This window comes from Streptomyces sp. NBC_00459 (assembly GCF_036013955.1).
In the GTDB taxonomy this organism is placed as follows: domain Bacteria; phylum Actinomycetota; class Actinomycetes; order Streptomycetales; family Streptomycetaceae; genus Streptomyces.
Genome location: NZ_CP107903.1, coordinates 8554443 through 8574344 on the forward strand (window position 1 = coordinate 8554443; position 19902 = coordinate 8574344).

General features: G+C 70.3%; 18 protein-coding genes and 1 pseudogene. 10 read left to right on the plus strand and 9 right to left on the minus strand.

The window, feature by feature from the left end:
* The 3 genes from OHN74_RS37615 (at position 1) to OHN74_RS37625 (ending at position 2108) form a co-directional block, all read left to right on the plus strand.
* Positions 1–225: an MbtH family protein gene (locus tag OHN74_RS37615; RefSeq protein ID WP_327699031.1), complete on the plus strand. Its 225-nt coding sequence runs from the start codon at positions 1–3 to the stop codon at positions 223–225.
* A 75-nt stretch (positions 226–300) separates the two neighbouring features.
* Positions 301–1875: an amidohydrolase gene (locus OHN74_RS37620; protein WP_327699032.1), complete on the plus strand. Its 1575-nt coding sequence runs from the start codon at positions 301–303 to the stop codon at positions 1873–1875.
* Positions 1872–2108, plus strand: a complete 237-nt coding sequence (locus OHN74_RS37625) for a hypothetical protein (protein WP_327699033.1) — start codon at positions 1872–1874, stop codon at positions 2106–2108. The genes OHN74_RS37620 and OHN74_RS37625 overlap by 4 nt, the downstream gene beginning before the upstream one ends.
* Before the next feature lie 46 nt (positions 2109–2154).
* On the opposite strand, the gene OHN74_RS37630 is transcribed toward OHN74_RS37625, so the two are convergent.
* From OHN74_RS37630 to iolC, 5 genes are all read right to left on the minus strand, one after another.
* Positions 2155–2940: a GntR family transcriptional regulator gene (locus tag OHN74_RS37630; protein WP_327699034.1), complete on the minus strand. Its 786-nt coding sequence runs from the start codon at positions 2938–2940 to the stop codon at positions 2155–2157.
* Between the two features lie 79 nt (positions 2941–3019).
* Positions 3020–4897 (minus strand): 3D-(3,5/4)-trihydroxycyclohexane-1,2-dione acylhydrolase (decyclizing), encoded by a 1878-nt coding sequence (gene iolD, locus OHN74_RS37635; RefSeq protein WP_327699035.1) that lies wholly within the window; start codon positions 4895–4897, stop codon positions 3020–3022.
* Positions 4897–5793, minus strand: coding sequence for a 5-deoxy-glucuronate isomerase (iolB, locus tag OHN74_RS37640; protein WP_327699036.1), 897 nt, complete (start codon positions 5791–5793; stop codon positions 4897–4899). Before iolB ends, iolD begins: the two co-directional genes overlap by 1 nt.
* 70 nt (positions 5794–5863) lie before the next feature.
* The gene (locus tag OHN74_RS37645; RefSeq protein WP_327699037.1) at positions 5864–6751 is read right to left on the minus strand and encodes a Cgl0159 family (beta/alpha)8-fold protein; all 888 of its coding nucleotides are present in this window, start codon (positions 6749–6751) and stop codon (positions 5864–5866) included.
* 70 nt (positions 6752–6821) lie between these two features.
* Positions 6822–7802, minus strand: a complete 981-nt coding sequence (gene iolC / locus OHN74_RS37650; RefSeq protein WP_327699038.1) for a 5-dehydro-2-deoxygluconokinase — start codon at positions 7800–7802, stop codon at positions 6822–6824.
* Positions 7803–8086: 284 nt separating this feature from the next.
* On the opposite strand from iolC, the gene OHN74_RS37655 reads away from it, so the two are divergent.
* From OHN74_RS37655 to OHN74_RS37675, 5 genes and pseudogenes are all read left to right on the plus strand, one after another.
* A complete protein-coding gene (locus OHN74_RS37655; protein ID WP_327699039.1) occupies positions 8087–9100 on the plus strand; it encodes a sugar ABC transporter substrate-binding protein in 1014 nt (337 codons plus the stop codon).
* Positions 9100–10176 (plus strand): ABC transporter permease, encoded by a 1077-nt coding sequence (locus tag OHN74_RS37660; RefSeq protein ID WP_327699040.1) that lies wholly within the window; start codon positions 9100–9102, stop codon positions 10174–10176. Before OHN74_RS37655 ends, OHN74_RS37660 begins: the two co-directional genes overlap by 1 nt.
* A 4-nt stretch (positions 10177–10180) precedes the next feature.
* Positions 10181–11098 carry an ATP-binding cassette domain-containing protein gene (locus OHN74_RS37665; RefSeq protein ID WP_327699041.1) on the plus strand — a complete coding sequence of 306 codons (918 nt, stop codon included), beginning with the start codon at positions 10181–10183 and terminating at the stop codon, positions 11096–11098.
* Positions 11095–11997 carry a sugar phosphate isomerase/epimerase family protein gene (locus OHN74_RS37670; protein ID WP_327699042.1) on the plus strand — a complete coding sequence of 301 codons (903 nt, stop codon included), beginning with the start codon at positions 11095–11097 and terminating at the stop codon, positions 11995–11997. The genes OHN74_RS37665 and OHN74_RS37670 overlap by 4 nt, the downstream gene beginning before the upstream one ends.
* 118 nt (positions 11998–12115) lie before the next feature.
* Positions 12116–13133 (plus strand): annotated as a pseudogene (locus tag OHN74_RS37675) (Gfo/Idh/MocA family protein).
* A 43-nt stretch (positions 13134–13176) separates the two neighbouring features.
* On the opposite strand, the gene OHN74_RS37680 reads toward OHN74_RS37675, so the two are convergent.
* From OHN74_RS37680 to OHN74_RS37690, 3 genes are all read right to left on the minus strand, one after another.
* Entirely contained in the window at positions 13177–14181 is a 1005-nt protein-coding gene (locus OHN74_RS37680) for a Gfo/Idh/MocA family protein (protein WP_327699043.1), read from the minus strand.
* 82 nt (positions 14182–14263) lie between these two features.
* Positions 14264–15040 (minus strand): SDR family oxidoreductase, encoded by a 777-nt coding sequence (locus tag OHN74_RS37685; protein ID WP_327699044.1) that lies wholly within the window; start codon positions 15038–15040, stop codon positions 14264–14266.
* A gap of 13 nt (positions 15041–15053) precedes the next feature.
* Positions 15054–16232, minus strand: coding sequence for a phytanoyl-CoA dioxygenase family protein (locus OHN74_RS37690; RefSeq protein WP_327700407.1), 1179 nt, complete (start codon positions 16230–16232; stop codon positions 15054–15056).
* A gap of 158 nt (positions 16233–16390) precedes the next feature.
* On the opposite strand from OHN74_RS37690, the gene OHN74_RS37695 reads away from it, so the two are divergent.
* Positions 16391–17413: a LacI family DNA-binding transcriptional regulator gene (locus OHN74_RS37695; protein WP_327699045.1), complete on the plus strand. Its 1023-nt coding sequence runs from the start codon at positions 16391–16393 to the stop codon at positions 17411–17413.
* Positions 17414–17536: 123 nt separating this feature from the next.
* Here OHN74_RS37695 and OHN74_RS37700 read toward each other — a convergent pair whose 3' ends face one another.
* A complete protein-coding gene (locus tag OHN74_RS37700) occupies positions 17537–18697 on the minus strand; it encodes a Gfo/Idh/MocA family protein (RefSeq protein WP_327699046.1) in 1161 nt (386 codons plus the stop codon).
* A 111-nt stretch (positions 18698–18808) separates the two neighbouring features.
* On the opposite strand from OHN74_RS37700, the gene OHN74_RS37705 reads away from it, so the two are divergent.
* A complete protein-coding gene (locus OHN74_RS37705; protein ID WP_327699047.1) occupies positions 18809–19819 on the plus strand; it encodes a LacI family DNA-binding transcriptional regulator in 1011 nt (336 codons plus the stop codon).
* The last annotated feature ends 83 nt before the right edge of the window (positions 19820–19902 follow it).

The window sequence follows — 19902 nt, forward strand, 5'->3', positions numbered from 1 at the left end:
ATGAGCGGCACCACCAACCCCTTCGAGAACCCCGACGGCGTCTACTCCGTGCTCGTCAACGACGAGGGCCAGCACAGCCTGTGGCCCGACTTCGTCGACGTACCGGCCGGCTGGACCGTCGTCCACGGCCCGGCGCCCCGCCAGGAGTGCCTGGACCACATCGAGACCAACTGGACGGACATGCGGCCCAAGAGCCTGGTGGAGCGCATGGAACGGACCGGCTGAGGCCACGATCGGATCGACTGGATCGGATCGACTGGATCGGATCGGCTTCGAGCCCGGAACGAGGAACTGCCCCCCATGCTCACCACGCGACTGACCAACGCCCGTGTCCTCACCATGGACCCCGACCACCCCGTCGCCCACGACCTGGGCATCTGGCGGGGCCGGATCGTCGGTCTGGACGAGGCGGTGACCGGGCTGCCCGCGCAGCGGGTGATCGACCTCCAGGGCGCGACCGTGCTCCCGGGGTTCATCGACAGCCATGTGCACCTCGCCTGGACGGGGTTCAAGGCGGCCACGCCCACGGTGGCACCCTGTGTCCGGGTCGAGGACGTGCTCGCGGTCGTCGCGGAGGCCGCGGCCCAGGTGCCGCCGGGCGGCTGGGTGGACGTCGCGGGGTACGACCAGCGCGGGCTCGGCCGGCACCTGACCCTCGCCGAGCTGGACAGGGCCGCCGGCGGGCGCAAGGTGCTGCTCATGCACGACTCCGGACACGGCTGCGCGGTCAGCAGCCCGGTGCTGGAACTGCTGCCCGGTGTGGTCCCGCACGAGGGCGCCTTCCTCGCCGAAGGGGCCATGGGAGCGGCACGGGCCCTTCGACTGCCGCACTCCCAGGAGGAGTTGGCGGAGGCGATCGGACGCGCCGCCCGCGCCTGTCTGGCCGAGGGCGTCACCGCGTGCGCCGAGGCAGGCATCGGCGGCGCCCTGCTCGGCAACAGCCCGGTCGAGCTGGGCGCCTACCAACTCGCCCGGGAGCGCGGCCTGTTGCCCCTGCGGGTCCAGCTGATGGTGGCCGCCGACCGGCTGCACTCCGTCACCGCCCACGAGGCCGACGGCATCCCGCGCGCCCTCGACCTGGGGCTGCGTACCGGCTTCGGCGACGACTGGCTGTCCGTCGGCGCGCTGAAGGTGTACACCGACGGCGGCATGATGGCCCGTACCGCCGCGCTCAGCAGCCCCTACCAAGGGCTGGACACCGCAGGGCAGTTGCAGGAGGACCCCGAACTCCTCAGGCGGACCATCGTGGACGGGCACCTCGCGGGCTGGCAGCTCGCCGTGCACGCCATCGGCGACCGCGCCGCCGATGTCGCGCTGGACGCGCTGGAGGAGGCGCAGCGGCTGCGGCCCCGGCCGGACGCGAGGCACCGGATCGAGCACGCCGGGCTGATCCGGCCCGACCAACTGCCCCGAATGGCACGGCTGGGTGCGGCAGCCGTCGTACAGCCCAACTTCCTGCGGTACTTCGGCGACGACTACGCGTCGATCATGGGGGAGGAACGGGCCCCCTGGCTGTACCGGGGGCGGGGTTTCCTGGAGCACGGCATCCGGCTGGTGGGGAGTTCCGACCGGCCGGTGGCGGACGGGTCGCCGCTGCGGGCCGTCCAGTTCATGGTCGAACGGGCTTCGCTGTCAGGGCAGTTGATCGGGCCGGACGAAGGCATCACCGTCGACGAGGCGCTGCGCGCGTACACCGTCGACGGCGCCTACGCCTGCCACTGGGAGGACAGCGCGGGCAGCGTCACGCCCGGCAAACGGGCCGATCTGGTCGTACTGGGAGACGACCCCCGAAGCGTCGACAGTTCACGCATCGGGGACATCGAGGTCGTGGCGACACTCGTCGACGGCCGGGAGAACGAGGAGGGAACGCTGTGAGCGCTCCGACGACGGACGTCATCGGCGAGTACACCCAGCTGTGGCAGGACTCGCCCCACGCACCCCGGTGGGTGCTCTGGGACACCGCCGGGGACGTCCTGGTGTTCGACCGTGACGTCAACTGCCCCTTCTACATCGACGACGAGGCGATCCGGCGCGAGGTGCTGCGCCGGATGCGCGCGGCGGGCGTACCGGAGAGCGCGGAGTACCCGGGACGCCCCTGTTCCCGATGACCGTACGAATGACGGGGGCGGGAACAGGGACGGTGACTGGGACCGCTCACGGGCGCATCAGCAGCTGGAAGTCGAAGGCGTACCGCGACGCCCGGTAGATGTGCGTGCCGAACTCCACGGCCCGTCCGGTGTCGTCGTACGCCGTGCGCTGCATGGTGAGCATGGCGGCACCCTCCGGCTCCTCCAGGCGTCTGGCCTCCGCCGCCGTGGCCGAGCGGGCGCCGACGGTCTGGCGGGCGCTGTGCAGGGTGATGCCCGCGGTGCGCATCATCCGGTACAGGCCCGTCGACTCCAGCCGGGCGGCGTCGAGTTCGAGGAGTCCCGAGGGCAGATAGTTGCAGAGGAACGCCACCGGCTCGCCGTGCGTGCAGCGCAGCCGCTCCAGCACGACGACCTCGCTGCCCTCCTTCACCCCGAGGGCCGCGGCGACCTCGGCGGACGCCGGCTGCCGCTCGTTGCGCAGGACCTGGGTGGTGGGCCCCTGTCCGGCCGTCTCCAGGTCGTCGTACAGACTGCTCAGTTCGAGCGGGCGCTTGACCTGGCTGTGCACCACCTGCGTACCGACGCCCCGGCGGCGAACCAGCAGCCCCTTGTCCACCAGGGACTGGATCGCCTGGCGGACCGTGGGTCTGGACAGGCCCAGGCGGACCGACAGGTCGATCTCGTTGCCCAGGAGGTTGCCCGGTGCCAGGACCCCGTGTTCGATCGCCGCCTCCAGCTGCTGAGCGAGCTGGTAGTAGAGCGGGACCGGGCTGGAGCGGTCCAGCGTGAAGTCCAGGGTGTCGAGCGGGGAGCCGGACAGCCCACGAGTGCGGTCACCGGGTGTCGCCACCGGGACACCTCCCTTCGGATAATGACGGTGCGTCAGGAGCGGCTGAGGAGAACGAGGTCGACACCACCGTCCACCGGGGTCACAGGTGACGGCGGCGGTCGGCGACCTGGCGGTCGTACTCCTCACGGGCCTGTACGGCGGACTCGCGGGTGGCGGTCTCGGCGACCGGTACGTCCCACCAGGCTTCCGCCGGGGGAGCGGTCGGCGTCGGATCGGTCTCCACGTACACGCAGGTCGGCCGGTCCGACGCGCGGGCCGTGGCCAGGGCCGTGCGCAGCTCGCCCACGGTCTTGGCGCGCAGGACGTCCATGCCGAGGCTGGCCGCGTTGGCCGCCAGGTCGACCGGCAGCGGGTCCCCGGTGAAGGTGCCGTCGGCGGCCCGGTAGCGGTAGGGGGTGCCGAAGCGCTCGCCACCGACCGACTCGGAGAGGCCGCCGATCGAGGCGTACCCGTGGTTCTGGATGAGGACCAGGTTGACCGGCAGGCCCTCCTGGACGGCGGTGACGATCTCGGTCGGCATCATCAGATAGGTGCCGTCGCCGACCAGCGACCAGACGGGTGTGTCCGGGGCGGCCTGCTGGACGCCGATCCCGGCCGGGATCTCGTAGCCCATGCAGGAGTAGCCGTACTCCAGGTGGTACTGGCGGGGGCTGCGGGCCCGCCAGAGCTTGTGCAGGTCACCGGGGAGCGAACCGGCCGCGTTGATGATCACGTCGTCGTCGCCGACGACCGAGTCGAGGGCGCCCAGCACCTGGGTCTGGGTGGGCACGGCGGTCTCGTCGGCAGCGGTGAAAGCGGCGTCGACAACCTGCTCCCAGCGATCCTTGCCGACACCGTACTCGGCCTCGTAAGCCGAGTTCACACGGTGACCGGACAACGCCTCGGTCAACACCGTGAGGCCCGCGCGGGCGTCGCAGACGAGTGTCCGCGCCGCCAGCTTGTGGGCGTCGAACGCGGCGATGTTGAGGTTGAGGAACCGCACGTCGGGGTTCTGGAACAGCGTGTTCGAGGCGGTCGTGAAGTCCGTGTAGCGGGTACCGACGCCGATGATCAGGTCGGCTGTGCGGGCCAGGTCGTCGCTGACGGCCGTGCCGGTGTGGCCGATGCCGCCCAGGTCGGCGGGGTGGTCGTAGCGCAGGGAGCCCTTGCCGGCCTGTGTGGAGGCCACGGGGATGCCGGTGGCGTCCACCAGGGCCTTCAGCGCCTCCTCGGCCTGACTGTGGTGGATCCCGCCGCCCGCGACGATCAGCGGGCGCTCGGCGGCACGGACGGCCGCTACGGCCTCGGCCAGCTCGTACGGGTCGGGCGCGGGACGCCGGACGTGCCAGACGCGCTCGGCGAAGAACTCCTCCGGCCAGTCGTACGCCTCCGCCTGCACGTCCTGCGGCAGGGAGAGGGTGACGGCACCCGTCTCCACCGGGTCGGTGAGGACACGTACGGCGTTCAGCGCGGACGGGATGAGCGCCTCGGGGCGGGTCACCCGGTCGAAGTAGCGCGAGACCGGGCGCAGCGTGTCGTTGACGGACAGGTCGGCCTCGACGGGGTGCTCCAGCTGCTGGAGCAGCGGGTCCGCGGTGCGCGTCGCGAAGTAGTCGCCGGGGAGCAGCAGCACCGGGAGGCGGTTGATCGTCGCGAGGGCGGCGCCGGTGACGAGGTTGGTGGCGCCCGGGCCGATGGACGTGGTGACGGCCTGGGCCGAGAGCCGGTTCAGCTGGCGGGCGTAACCGACGGCCGCGTGGACCATCGACTGTTCGTTGCGGCCCTGGTGGAACGGCATCGCGTCCTCACCGGCCTCCAGGAGCGCCTGACCGAGGCCCGCCACATTGCCGTGGCCGAAAATGCCCCACGTGCCGGAGATCAGCCGGTGGCGTACGCCGTCGCGCTCGGTGTACTGGACGGACAGGAACCGCACCAGCGCCTGGGCGACGGTCAGACGGCGGGTAGGGGTGGTGCTCATCAGGACTTCTCCGGGGCCGTGTAGAGGGGCAGACGGGGGTCGACGGGCTGCTCGGGCCAGGTGGAGCGGACCCAGGCGTGATCGGGGTGGTCGCAGATCAGCCAGGCACGGTCGGCCTCGGGGCCCGCCATGACGTTGAGGTAGTACATGTGGTGGCCCGGTACGGCCATGGAGGGGCCGTGCCAGCCGTCGGGGATGAGGACGACGTCGCCGCCGCGCACCTCGGCCAGCACATCCGTGTTCCGGCCCTGGCCGGACGGGGACACCCGCTGGTAGCCGAGGCCGGGCGTGCCCTCGTGGTCGGCGAACTCGAAGTAGTAGATCTCCTCGAGGACGGACTCCTCGCCGGGCCGGTGCTCGTCGTGCTTGTGCGGCGGGAAGGACGACCAGTTCCCGCCGGGGGTGATCACCTCGACGGCGATCAGCTTGTCGCACTCGAAGACGCCGGCCGCGCCGAAGTTGTTGACCTGCCGGGAGGAGTTCCCGGTGCCGCGCAGTTCCACCGGGACGGAGGAGGCGGGCCCGTAGCGGGCGGGCAGCCGCCGGGTGCAGCGCGCGCCGGTGAGCGCGAAGCGCCCGCCCGTGGCGGAGGTGATGGTCGTACGGGCGTCACGGGGCATGTACACGAAGTCGCTGACACCGCTGAACACGCTGTCGCGGCCGTGCACCTCGAAGCTGGAGTGGCCGAAATCGTCCGTCGTGTCGACCGTGCAGGCGCCGTTGAGGGACAGCGCGATCCACTCGCTGTCGCCGGTCGAGAAGGCGTGCGAGCCACCCGGGGGCAGCTCCAGCACCCGAAGGCTGGAGTAGCCCCAGCCGGCCTTCTCGGGGTTGACGTCGACGACGTACGGGCCGCCGAGAGCCTTGCCGGCCGGGAGGTGGTAGGCGGTGGTCATGATCTGTCACTCCTGTTCACAGCGGGTCCTGTGTTGACCCGGTTCACGGCCGTACCCTGATTGTCTCGGTTCACAGCAGTCCCACCGCCGTGTCCACCGCTGCCTCCACACTGCCCGAAGACGGGTAGAGCAGCGACCGGCCCACGACCAGCCCCTGCACGGTCGGCAGCCGCAGCGCCTTGCGCCAGCGCTCGTAGGCGCCGTCCTGTTCCTCGGGGGAACCGCCGACCTCGCCCCCCAGCAGCACGGCGGGCAGCGTCGACGTCTCCAGCACCTCGGCCATGTCGTCCGGGTCGTCGGTGACGGGGAGTTTCAGCCAGGTGTACGCGGAGGTGCCGCCCAGTCCCGACGCTATGGCGATCGAGCGGGTGACCGCCTCGGCGGACAGGTCGCTGAGCACCCGGCCGTCGACCCGGCGCGAGATGGACGGCTCGACGAACAACGGCAGTTGGCGCGCCGCCATCTCGTCCACGGCCCGGGCTGTGGACTCCAGGGTGGTGAGCGATCCCGGGTCGTCGTAGTTGATGCGCAGCAGCAGCTTGCCCGCGTCGAAGCGCAGCCGGGCGATGTCCTGGGCGCGGTGGCCGGTGAACCGGTCGTCCATCTCGAAGACCGCGCCGGCCAGCCCGCCGCGGTTCATCGACCCCATGACGACCTTGTCGTCGAGCACGCCGAGCAGCAGCAGGTCGTCCAGGATGTCGGCGGTGGCCAGCACCCCGTCCACACCGGGCCGCGACAGTGCCACGCACAGGCGTTCCAGCAGGTCGGCGCGGTCGGCCATGGCGAGGGGACGGTCGCCGACGCCCAGGGCGCCGCGCGCCGGATGGTCGGCGGCCACGATCATGAGCCGCCCGCTGTCGCCGATCAGCGGCCTCCGGACCCGGCGGGCGGCGGCCTCCGCTACGGCCTCCGGGTGCCGGGCCCTGACCTTGGCGAGGTCGGCGACGCTGATGGTCAAAGCGTGCTCCGTTCAGGGGTGCGGGGCGCCCGTTCGGGTGCCCCCGGGCTCGCAGCGGTCCGGCCTTCGCTCATCGGGGCGATCCGCTCGCGAGGAGGCCGTCGACCTCGGACCCGGTCGGCATCGCGGAAGAGCAGGCGAGACGGGAGGCGACGAGGGCGCCGGCCGCGTTGGCGTACCGCATGGTCCGCTCCAACTCCCAGCCGGACAGCAGCCCGTGGCACAGGGCGCCGCCGAACGCGTCGCCCGCGCCGAGGCCGTTGACCACGTCGACGGGGACCGGCGGGACCTCGGCGGTGGCGCCGTCGCGGTGCACCGCCAGCACCCCCTCGGGGCCCTGCTTGACGACGGCCAGCTCGACCCCTGCGGCCAGCAACGCCTCGGCACAGGCGCGCGGTTCGCGAACGCCGGTGGCGACCTCGCACTCGTCGAGATTGCCCACCGCGACGGTCGCGTGGCGCAGGGCCTCGGCGTAGTACGGGCGGGCGTCCTCCGGGTTCCTCCAGGCTGTGTCACCCCAGAGCGCGGGACGCCAGTCCAGGTCGAAGACCGTGATGTCCGCCCGGTCGCGGGCCTTGAGAGCGGCGAGTGTGGCCGAGCGGCTCGGTTCCTCGCTCAGACCGGTGCCGGTGATCCAGAAGACGCGGGCGGCCCGGATGCCGAAGAAATCCAGGTCATCGGTGCGTATCTGCAGGTCGGGGGCGGTGGGTCGGCGGTAGAAGTACAGCGGGAAGTCGTCCGGCGGGAAGAGCTCGCAGAACGTGACCGGAGTCGGCAGACCGTCGACCGGTGTGACCCAGCGGTCGTCGACCCCGAACTCCCTCAGCGCCTGGTGCAGATAGTCGCCGAAGGCATCCGCGCCGGTACGGGTGACGACGGCCGAGGAACGACCCAGACGGGCCGCCGCGACCGCGACGTTGGCGGCGGACCCACCGAGAAATTTTCCGAACGTCTGCACTAGGGTCAGCGGTGCGCCGGACTGCAGCGGATAAAGATCAACTCCGATGCGGCCCATGGTGACCAGGTCGAAGGGCGGGGCTGACTCGGTCATGCGATGCTCCTTCGAGCTGCGGAGGATGCGGGTCCCGAGGGGCCTGTCGTCCTCCCAGGTGTAGGACTCGGAGGGTGACGCTGTCAAGGGTTTGTTCTTACATTCTGACCTGCTAGTGAAATGATGTCTTAACAAAGTATTGACAGCGGACAGTTCCAAGGATTTGGATTCGGTCCCAAGTGGACTGCCGTGTTCGCGGCACACGGCCCGGACCTCCGGGACCCGGGCCCGGGATCGCTAAGATCCCCACCCTCTCCCCGGTCGCACAGTGAGGTGCAGGAAAGATGGACCGCTCTTCTCGCTCCCGCAGAATCGCCCCCGTTGTTGCCGCTGCCGCGGCAGCGGCCTTGGTCCTCGCGGGCTGCTCCAGCAGTTCCGGCGGCAAAAAGTCCGAGGACGGCGGTGCCGACGCTTCGGCGGGCAAGGCCACCACCCCTCGGATGACCGTCGCACTGGTCACCCACCAGGCGCCCGGTGACACCTTCTGGGACATCGTCCGCAAGGGTGCCCAGGCCGCCGCGGACAAGGACAACATCAAGCTCGTCTACTCGGCCGACCCGAACGCGGGCAACCAGGCCAACCTCGTCGAGAACGCGATCGCCCAGAAGGTCGACGGCATCGCCATCACACTGGCCAAGCCCGACGCCATGAAGGACGCCGTGGCCAAGGCGACGGCCGCCGGTATCCCTGTCGTCGGCCTCAACTCGGGCCTGAGCGACTGGAAGAGGCTGGGTCTCCAGCAGTTCTTCGGTCAGGACGAGTCCGTCGCTGGCGAGGCGTTCGGCAAGAAGCTGAACGAACTCGGCTCCAAGAAGGCCGTCTGTGTGATCCAGGAGCAGGGCAACGTCGGCCTCACCCAGCGCTGTGACGGTGTGAAGAAGACGTTCACCGGCACGCTGGAGACTCTCAACGTCAACGGCACCGACATGCCGTCCGTGAAGTCGACGATCACCGCGAAGCTCAACCAGGACAAGGCGATCGACTACGTGGTCGCGCTCGGCGCCAGCTACGCGCTGACCGCGGTGCAGTCGGTGAGCGACGCCGGCAGCAAGGCCAAGGTCGCGACCTTCGACCTCAACAAGGAGATGACCGACGCCATCACGAAGGGTGACATCCAGTTCGCGGTGGACCAGCAGCCCTACCTCCAGGGCTACTTGGCCGTCGACTCGATGTGGCTGTTCAAGAACAACGGCAACTACAGCGGTGGCGGTGAGCAGCCCGTGCTGACCGGTCCGGCGTTCGTCGACAAGTCCAACGTCGAGAAGATCGCCGCGTTCGCCGCGAAGGGCACTCGGTGATGTCGAGTCAGGCAACGGCACCGGCGGCGAGTTCTTCGCCGCCGGCTCCGCCGGCCACTCAGAAGGACGGCCGCACCCGTCAGCGGTCGTTGGGGCGCCGGCTGCTGGGCCGCCCCGAGATCGGCGCTCTCATCGCGGCGATCCTCGTGTACGTGTTCTTCTTCGTGGCGGCGCCCTCCTTCCGGGAGACCAGCGCGCTGGCCACCGTGCTCTACCAGGCGTCCGTGATGGGCATCATGGCGTTGCCGGTGGCCCTGTTGATGATCGGCGGGGAGTTCGACCTGTCCGCCGGTGTCGCGGTCACCACCTCGGCGCTGACCGCCGCGATCCTCAGCTTCCAGCTGTCCATGAACGTGTGGACCGGCGTGTTCGTCGCGCTGATCGTGTCGCTGGCGGTGGGTGCGTTCAACGGCTGGCTGCTGATCAAGACTGGTTTGCCGAGCTTCCTGGTCACCCTGGCGTCCTTCCTGATCCTGCAGGGCGCCAACCTCGGCGTCACGAAGATCTTCACCGGGAACGTGGCGTCCGACTCGATCGCCGACATGGACGGCTTCGACCAGGCCAAGAAGGTCTTCGCCTCCGAGTTCACCATCGGCGACGTCAGCTTCAAGATCACCATCGTGTACTGGCTGGTGTTCGCCGCGATCGCCACCTGGATCCTGCTGCGCACCAGGTTCGGCAACTGGATCTTCGCCGTCGGCGGCAGCCAGGACTCCGCCCGCGCGGTCGGCGTCCCGGTCAAGTTCACGAAGATCGCCCTGTTCATGGGCGTCGGCGCGGGCGCCTGGTTCGTCGGCATGCACCTGCTGTTCTCGTTCAACACCGTCCAGTCCGGCGAGGGCGTCGGCAACGAGTTCCTCTACATCATCGCCGCGGTCATCGGCGGCTGCCTGCTCACCGGCGGCTACGGCTCCGCGATCGGCCCCGTCATCGGCGCCTTCATCTTCGGCATGGTCTCCCAGGGCATCGTCTACGCCAACTGGAACCCGGACTGGTTCAAGGCGTTCCTCGGCGTGATGCTCCTGGTCGCCGCCCTCGTCAATCTGTGGGTCCGCCGCCAGGCGACCCGGAGGTGAACGCATGACAACCAACGAAACCACCTCTCCCAACGGCACGCTCACGCAGGAGAGTTCACCCCAGGACACGGCGCCGATCGTCGAGCTGCGAAGCGCCGGCAAGGCATACGGCAACATCCGCGCCCTGCACGGCGTGAACCTCGCCGTCCACTCCGGCCAGGTCACCTGCGTCCTCGGCGACAACGGCGCCGGCAAGTCCACACTGATCAAAATCATCTCCGGCCTGCACCAGCACACCGAGGGGGAGGTCCTCGTCGACGGCAACCCCGTCCACTTCGCCACCCCCCGCGAAGCCCTCGACGCCGGCATCGCCACCGTCTACCAGGACCTGGCGACCGTCCCGCTGATGCCGGTATGGCGCAACTTCTTCCTCGGCTCCGAGATGACCAAGGGCCCCTGGCCGATCCGCCGCCTCGACATCGACACGATGAAACAGACAGCGGATACGGAACTGCGCAACATGGGCATCGTCCTGGACGACCTCGACCAGCCCATCGGCACCCTCTCCGGCGGCCAGCGCCAGTCCGTCGCCATCGCCCGCGCCGTCTACTTCGGCGCCCGCGTCCTCATCCTCGACGAACCCACCGCCGCCCTCGGCGTCAAACAGTCCGGCGTGGTCCTGAAATACATCGCCGCAGCCCGCGACAAAGGCCTCGGCGTCATCTTCATCACCCACAACCCCCACCACGCCTACATGGTCGGCGACCACTTCAGCGTCCTGCGCCTGGGCACCATGGAACTCTCCGCCGCCCGCAGCGAGGTCACCCTCGAAGAACTCACCAACCACATGGCCGGCGGCGCCGAACTCGCCGCCCTCAAACACGAGTTGGCCCAAGTCCGCGGCGTCGACGTCGACGAACTCCCCGAAGCCGAAGACCTCCAGGCACCCGGCACCTCCCCTTCGAAGGGGACGACGACATGACGACCCCGCTCGACCGTATCCGGGTCGGCTCGGCACCGGACTCCTGGGGTGTCTGGTTTCCCGACGACCCGGTACAGGTGCCGTGGGAACGCTTCCTGGACGAGGTCTCCGAGGCCGGCTACCGCTGGATCGAACTGGGCCCGTACGGCTATCTGCCGACCGACCCGGCCCGTCTGACGGACGAGATAGTCAAGCGTGACCTCAAGGTGTCGGCCGGGACCGTCTTCACGGGCCTGCACCGGGGTCCGTCCGAGTGGGAGTCGACCTGGGAGCACGTCAGCCAGGTCGCCGCCCTCACCCAGGCGATGGACGCGAAGCACCTGGTCGTCATCCCCTCGTTCTGGCGGGACGACAAGACCGCCGAGATCCTGGAGCCGCCGGAGCTGACAGCCGAACAGTGGGGTCACCTCGCCCGCGGCATGGAACGGCTCGGGCGTGAGGTGAAGGACACGTACGGACTGGACATCGTCGTCCACCCGCACGCGGACACCCACATCGACACCGAGACGCACGTCGAGCGGTTCCTCGACGCCACGGACTCCGACGTGGTCAACCTGTGCTTGGACACCGGGCACTACACCTATTGCGGGGGCGACAGTGTCAAGCTGATCGAGACGTACGGCGAGCGGATCGGGTATCTGCACCTCAAGCAGGTCGATCCGGCGATCCTGGCCGACGTGGTCGAGAACGGGGTGCCGTTCGGGCCGGCCGTGCAGCGGGGGGTCATGTGCGAACCTCCCTCTGGGGTACCGGAGTTGGGGCCTGTGCTAACTGCTGCGCAGGGCCTTGGTGTGGACCTGTTCGCCATAGTGGAGCAGGACATGTATCCGTGTGAACCGGACAAGCCGTTGCCTATTGCTGTGCGGACTCGGCAGTTCCTTCGCTCCTGCGGAGCGTAGACGCAGGCAGTTCATGGGTGGTTCGTTGGGTGCGGGTTGTCTGTGGCTGGTCGCGCAGTTCTCCGCGCCCCTACCGTCGGAGACCTCGCCCCAAGCCGTAGAGGGGCACCGTTTCTCCATGAAGCACCATGACATGCTCGGCGTAGCCGTGATCGGTACCGGCAAGATGGGTGCCGATCACGTTCGCCGTATCGAGGAAGTCACCAGTGGCGCCCGGGTGGTCGCCGTCGTGGACGTCGATCAGGAGCGGGCCGAGTCGGTCGCGGCCGGGATCGACGGTTGCAGGACGTACCCCGACCCGGCCGCCGCCATGGCATCGCCCGACGTCGACGCCGTGCTCATCGCCTCGCCCGGGGCCGCTCACGAGGCGGCCCTGCTCGCGGCGTTCTCGTACGACCTGCCGGTGTTGTGCGAGAAGCCACTCACGCCAGACTCGGCGTCCGCGCTACGGGTGTTGGAGGCCGAGCGGAGGCTGGGGCACCGTCGGGTCCAGGTCGGGTTCATGCGGCGGTACGACGCCGAGTATCTGCGGCTCAAGTCGCTCCTCGACACAGGGAGGTTGGGCCGGCCACTGATGCTGCACAACCGGCATCGCAACGTGGCTTCCCCGCCCTGGTGGACCAGCGCGATGCACATCAACGACTCCGTGGTGCACGAGATGGACGTGACCCGGTGGCTCCTCGGGCAGGAGATCACCGCGGTCACCGTGCTGTGTCCGAGGCCGTCCGGGAACGCGCCCGACGGGCTCCAGGATCCGCAGTTCGTCGTGATGGAGACCGACGGCGGGGCCATCGTCGACGTGGAGATCAACGTCAACTGCGGCTTCGGGTACCAGGTTCAGGCCGAGGTGGTCTGCGAGCACGGGACCGCGCGGATCGGCGACGGACACGGCATGGTCGTCAACTCGGCCGGTCACTGGGGCGGGACCATCGCCCAGGACTTCATCGAGCGGTTCGAGGACCTACGACCGTGAGGTCCAGGCATGGGTCGACGCCACCCGGCGCGGCGAGGTCACCGGGCCCGGCGTCTGGGACGGTTACGCGGTGGCCGCGGTCTGCGAGGCCGGTGTACGCGCGCGGACCGAGGGCCGGCGCGTCGAGGTGGAACTCGTCGAACGGCCCGCGCTGTACCGGTGAAAGCGGTACAGCGCGGGCCGTTCAGGCGTTCAACCGGACGTGCTCAGACCGTGCGTACTTCCTCGATGCGCACCGGGCGGTGCTCCTGGAGCGACAGGGTGCACGCGTCCGCGATCCAGCCCGCCTCCAGGGCCTCGGCGACCGTGCACGGGGACGTGCGGTTGCCCGCGACGACCTCGGTGAACGCCGTCAGTTCGGCGCGGTAGGCGGGGATGAAGCGGTCCATGAAGAAGTCGTGCGGCACGCCCGCCGGGAAGGTGACACCCGGCTCCACGGAACGCAGCGGGAGCTTGTCCTCCAGGCCCACGGAGATGCTGTCCTTGAAGCCGTGCAGGTCCATGCGGACGTCGTAACCACGGGCGTTGTGGCGGGAGTTGGACACCACTGCGATCGTGCCGTCGTCCAGGGTGAGGATCGCGCCGGTGGTGTCGGCGTCGCCGGCGTCCTTGATGTAGTCGGCACCCCGGTTGCCGCCGACCGCGTACACCTCGGTCACCTCGCGGCCCGTCACCCAGCGCAGGATGTCGAAGTCGTGCACCGAACAGTCCCGGAAGATGCCACCGGACGCGGCGATGTACGCGGCCGGCGGCGGCGCCGGGTCCAGCGTGGTCGACCGGATGGAGTGCAGGAGGCCCAACTCCCCGCTCCGGACGGCGTCGCGGGCCGCGGTGAAGCCCGCGTCGAAGCGGCGCTGGTAGCCGATCTGGATCTCGACGCCACTGTCCTTGACCGCGTTCAGCACCGCGACGCCCTCGGCCATCGAGCGGGCCACCGGCTTCTCGCAGAACACGGGGACGCCCGCCTCGACGGCGGCGAGGATCAGGGCCGGGTGGGCGTCGGTCGCGGCGGCGATCACGATGCCGTCGACACCGGCGGCCAGGAGGGCCTCGGGGGAGTCCGCCACCTGGGCGCCGAAGCGCTCCGCGGCGGCCTTGGCGGCCTCCGCGAACGGGTCGCTGACGACGAGGGAGTCGACGGCGTCGAGACCGGAGAGGGTCTCGGCGTGGAATGCGCCGATGCGGCCGAGGCCGAGGATTCCGATACGCATGGGCTGTGGTGCTCCTTGGGAGTGGTGCGGGTGTCTTGCGAGGAGAGGGAGGAACAGGGGGAAGCAGGGGGAAGTGAGCGGGTCAGTCCAGGCCGCCCAGGACGTTCTGGTCCCAGTCGATCACCGAGCCGGTGACCACGCCCGACCGGTCGGAGAGCAGGAGGACCACGAAGTCGGCGATCTCGTCCGGCTGGCCGAGCTTGCCCATGGGCAGGCGTTCGGCGGCCTGGTCGAGCCAGTCGTCGCCCGCTCCGTGGAAGGCCCGCTGGGTGGCGTCCTCGCCCTCGGTCGCCGTCCAGCCGATGTTCAGGCCGTTGATGCGGACCCGGTCCCAGCGATGCGCGTGCGCAGCGTTGCGGGTCAGACCGATGAGTCCGGCCTTCGCGGCGACGTACGGGGCCAGGAAGGGCTGTCCGCCGTGCGCCGAGGACGTGATGATGTTGACGACGGTGCCGGGCGCCTTGCGCGCCACCATGTCCGCCACCGCCGCCTGCATGGCGAAGAACGGGCCCTTGAGGTTGATCGCGATGTGCGCGTCGAACAACTCGGGCGTGGTGTCCAGCAGTGTGCCGCGCGAGGTCAGGCCCGCCGAGTTGACCAGGCAGTCGATCCGCCCGTGGGCGGCGATCACCTCGGCCACGGCCGCCTTCGCCTGCTCGGCGTCCGAGAGGTCGGCGCGTACGTACATGGCCTTGCCGCCGGCCGCCGTCAGTTCCGCGACGAGCGCTTCGCCCGGTTCCGGGCGTCGCCCGGTCACCGCGACGACGGCACCCTCGCGGACGGCGGCCCGGGCGATGGCCGCCCCGACGCCCTGGCTGCCGCCGTTGACGAGGACGACCTTGTCCTGGAGAAGTCCCATGCTGTTCGGTTCCTCAGCTCATCTGTCGTTCGGCGCCGGACCGCAGTTCTTCGCGGAGCGCCTCGGGGGTCCACTCCTCGCGCAGCGCGCGCCGCACGAGGTCCGCCTGCGAGGGCGGGGCCAGGCCGTCGACCGGTGGATCCCGGTCGAGGTTGGTGGGGAAGGGGTAGCCCTCGGCCGAGGCCGCGACGACCGCCTCCAGCCAGTCGTCGCCCGCTCCCTCGGCCCTGCGGGCGAGCAGTACGGGGTACACGGCGTTCACGACCGCCTCCCGGTCCACGGTCTCCATGGCCCGGCCGAAGGCGGAGGACACCTGGAGGAGGTTCGCCATCCGGCGGATGTCCGTGGAGCGGTTGGTGCCGGCCGCGTGGAAGAGCGCGGGGTTGAAGAAGACCGCGTCGCCCTTGGCCAGCGGCAGCTGCACGTGATGGGCGTCGAAGTACGCCCTGAACTCCGGGAGCCGCCAGGCCAGATAGCCGGGCTCGTACGAGTGCGAGTACGGCAGGTACAGCGTCGGGCCGGACTCGACGGGCATGTCGCAGTGGGCGACCGCGCCCTGGAGCGTCAGCACGGGGGACAACCGGTGGACGTGCGCCGGGTAGGCCGCGGCCGTGTCGTTGGACAGGAAGCCGAGGTGGTAGTCGCGGTGAGGGCTCTGCGCGGCCCCGCCGGGATTGACCACGTTGATCTGCGAGGTGACCTGGTAGCCGGGGCCGAGCCAGGCGGTCGAGACGAGGGCGATCATGTCGTTGGCGTAGTAGTCGGCGAACGCCTCCGGCGCGCGCAGGGCCGTCTTCTCCAGGGCGTTCCACACCCGGTCGTTGGCCCCGGGCCTGGCGAAGTGGTCGCCCGCGACGGTCCCGGCCGCCCGCTGGTCGGCGATGAGCGCCTCGAAGGCGGCGGTCGCCCGGTCCACGACCGACAACTCGGCGAAGGCCCGCTGGAGGACCACGACGCCGGGTCCGTCGGTGAGCGCCCGGACCAGCTCCGCCAGGACCTCCCGGCGGCCACCCGGAGCGGTGACGGCGGCGCGCAGCCGCTCACTGTCGTAGACGAGGACCTGTCCGCGGACGGCGGTCGAGTACGGGTAGTCGGCGGCGTCGGTCGTCCGCTCGACCTCGGCACGGAAGGCGTCGAGATCGCAGTCCTGCTCGGACAGCCACGCGCGGCGTTGTGCGGCGGTGAGGGACATCGTCGTCCTTCTCTCGATCTTCAACATCATCAGCATCGTCACCATCAGCGACGTCGTCCACGACGACTGAATGCTGTCATTGTTGTCATGACAAACTCGTCAAACAACCAGCAGACAGCCATCAAAAACCCCTCAAGCGAAAGCCGAGGAACCTCCCCATGGGCCACCCCTATCCGATCCGGGAGATCGCACGGCAGGCGGGCCTCAGCGAGGCCACCGTCGACCGTGTCCTGAACGGCCGGGGCGGCGTGCGCGAGAGCACCCAGCGGGAGGTGCGGCAGGCCATCGCCGACCTGGACCGGCAGCGCACGCAGGTCCGGCTGGTCGGCCGTACGTTCATGATCGACATCGTGATGCAGGCGCCCGAGCGGTTCACCACCGCCGTCCGGGCCGCGCTGGAGGCCGAACTGCCCGCCCTCCATCCGGCCGTCGTGCGTTCCCGCTTCCACTTCCGTGAGACCGGCCCGGTGGCGGAGCTGGCGGCGGCCCTCGACCGCATCGCCCGGCGCGGCTCGCAGGGAGTCATCGTCAAGGCGCCGGACGTGCCCGAGGTCACGGCGGCCGTCGGCCGGCTGGTGGCCGCCGGCATCCCGGTCGTCACCCTGGTGACCGACCTGCCCTCCAGCGCCCGTCTCGCCTACGTCGGCATCGACAACCGGGCCGCCGGCGCCACCGCCGCGTACCTCATGGGCCAGTGGCTGGGTGAGCACCCCGGCAACGTGCTCACCAGCCTCAGCAGCGGCTTCTTCCGCAACGAGGAGGAGCGCGAGATGGGTTTCCGGGGCGCCATGCGGGCCCGGCATCCCGAGCGCGCCCTGGTCGAGATCACCGAGGGCCAGGGCCTGGACGCCACCCAGTACGACCTGGTCAGGGACGCCCTGAAGCGCGACCCCGACATCCGGGCGGTCTACTCGATCGGCGGCGGAAACATCGCGACGCTACGGGCCTTCGCGGACCTGGGACGCGAGTGCGCGGTGTTCGTCGCCCACGACCTCGACCACGACAACACCCGTCTCCTGCGCGAGCACCGCCTGTCCTGCGTGCTCCACCACGACCTCCGCCAGGACATGCACGAGGCCTGCCGCACGGTCATGCGAGCACACGGCGCCCTGCCCCCGGCCGGCCCGACCCTGCCGTCCGCGATCCAGGTGGTCACCCCTTACAACATGCCGCCACGCTGATCCTTGTTCACGCGGTGCCGGGGAAACCCGGGGGAGCGGACCCGCGTCCCCGAAAGGGGTGCGGGGAACTGCGCGACCAGCCACAACGGGCCCGCAGCAATCACACCGCACAAGCCGACGGAGTCACTGCGCCCCGAGTGTCACCCACGCCCCCGACTCCACGGACCGACTCATCGCGTCCAGCGCGGCAGCGCTCCGCACCGCATCCGTCAACGTCGCCCCGTACGGCGTCCCTTCGGCCACCGAACGCACAAACCGGTGGGCCTCGATGACCTTCAGGTCGTCGTAGCCCATGGCGTTCGCCGCCCCCGGCTGAAACGCCCCGAACTCCCCGTCGCCCGGACCGACGAACACCGTGCTGACCGGCTGGTCCTGGTACGACGTGCCGGTGCTCACGCCCAGCTCGTTCATCCGGCGGAAGTCCCAGAAGACCGCGCCCTTCGTACCGTGCACCTCGAAGCCGTAGTTGTTCTGCTCGCCGACCGACACCCGGCACGCCTCCAGGACGCCCCGGGCGCCGGAGGCGAAACGCAGCAGGCAGGAGACGTAGTCCTCGTTCTCCACCGGGCCCAGGTCGCCGCCCGACGCACGCGTGTGACCGGCCGTGGCACCCGTCGGACGGGACCTCTCGGGCACGAATACGGCGGTGTCGGCGGTGAGCGCGGCGATGTCACCGAGCAGGAACCGGGCCAGGTCGGCTCCGTGCGAGGCGAGGTCGCCCAGGACTCCGCTGCCGCCGCGCTCCCGCTCGTACCGCCAGGTCAGTGCGCCGTCCGGGTGGGCCGCGTAGTCGCTGAAAAGGCGGACGCGGACATGGGTGACCGTGCCGATCTCCCCGGACGCGATGAGCTGCCGGGCCCGCTCCACGGCGGGCGCGTTGCGGTAGTTGAAGCCGACCGTCCCCTGGACACCGGCCTTGGCGACCGCGTCGGCGACCGCGCCGGCGTCGGCCGCGGACAGACCCACCGGCTTCTCGATCCAGATGTGCTTGCCCGCCTCCGCCATCGCGACGCCGATCTCCCGGTGCAGGAAGTTCGGCGCGGTGATGCTCACCGCCTGCACGCGCGGGTCGGCGGCCACGGCTCGCCAGTCGCGGGTCGTCGAGGCGAACCCGAACTGCGCGGCGGCCTCCTCGGCCCGGCCCGGCACCTCCTCGGCGACCATGACCAGTTCGGGCCGCAGCCCCAGCTGGGGGAAGTGGTGCGGCAGGCGGGCGTACGCCTGGGTGTGCACCCGGCCCATCCAGCCGAAGCCCACGACGGCGACACCGAGCGTACTTGCCATGACAGCCCCTCTTTGGACCGGTCCAGAACGTTTCCCGCCCACCCTCGGCGCCTTCAGCCTCTGCTGTCAACCCTTTGACAGGACATACAGGCTTGTGGAACGGTCCAAGGCATGAGACCGCCGACCATCCGAGACGTCGCCGAACGAGCCGGTGTGTCGAAATCCCTGGTCTCGCTGGTGCTGCGCGGCTCCGAACAGGTAAGGCCCGAGAAGCGGGAGGCCGTCCTGCTCGCCGTACGGGAACTCGGCTACCGGCCGAACGCCGCCGCGCGCAGCCTCAGCGAACAGCGCACCCGGACCGTCGGCGTCCTCCTCAACGACCTGCGCAACCCCTGGTTCGTCGACCTGCTCGACGGGCTGGGCTCCCTCCTCCACGACAACGGCCTGCACATGCTGCTCGCCGACGCCCGCCTCAACCGGCGCAGCGGCCAGGACCTCACCGGCCCCTTCCGCGACCTCGGTGTCGACGGACTGGTCGTGGTCGGCACCCTGCCCGACCCGGCGGTCCTCGGCACCCTCGCCGAGCGCGTCCCGGTCGTCGTCGCGGGTGCCCGCGAGCCCGCGCTGCCCGGCATCGACATGGTCGCCAACGACGACGAGCACGGCGCCCGGATCGTCACCGAGCACCTCATCGGGCTCGGCCACCGCCGTATCGCGCACATCGCCGGGTACGGCGCCGTCGGTGAGCTGCGCCGACGCGGCTTCGAGGCGACGATGCGCGCGCACGGCCTGGCGGACAGTACCCGCGTCGAGGCCGGCGACCTGACCGAGGAGGGCGGCTACCGGAGCACCGTCCGGCTGCTCGGCGACCCAGCCGACCGGCCCACCGCCGTCTTCGCCGTCAACGACATGACCGCCGTGGGCGCGATCTCCGCCGCCGAGGAACTCGGACTGGGCGTTCCGCGCGACCTGTCCGTCGTCGGCTACGACAACACGAACATCTCCCGGCTGCGCCACGTCTGGCTCACCACCGTGGACAGTGCCAGCCATGAGGTGGGCCGCCGCGCCGCCCGCTGTCTCCTCGACCGACTCGACCTGCCGCGCAGCCCGGGCGCCGTCCACCTCGCCGCCCCGACACTGGAGATCCGGGGGACGACGGCGCCACCCGCCCCAGGGCTGTGAAACCGCCTCGGGCCCGGTACTCCGCGCAGCTTCCGGTACAGCCGCCCTCCGACACGCCGAAGCGGCCGAGAACGCCGAACAGT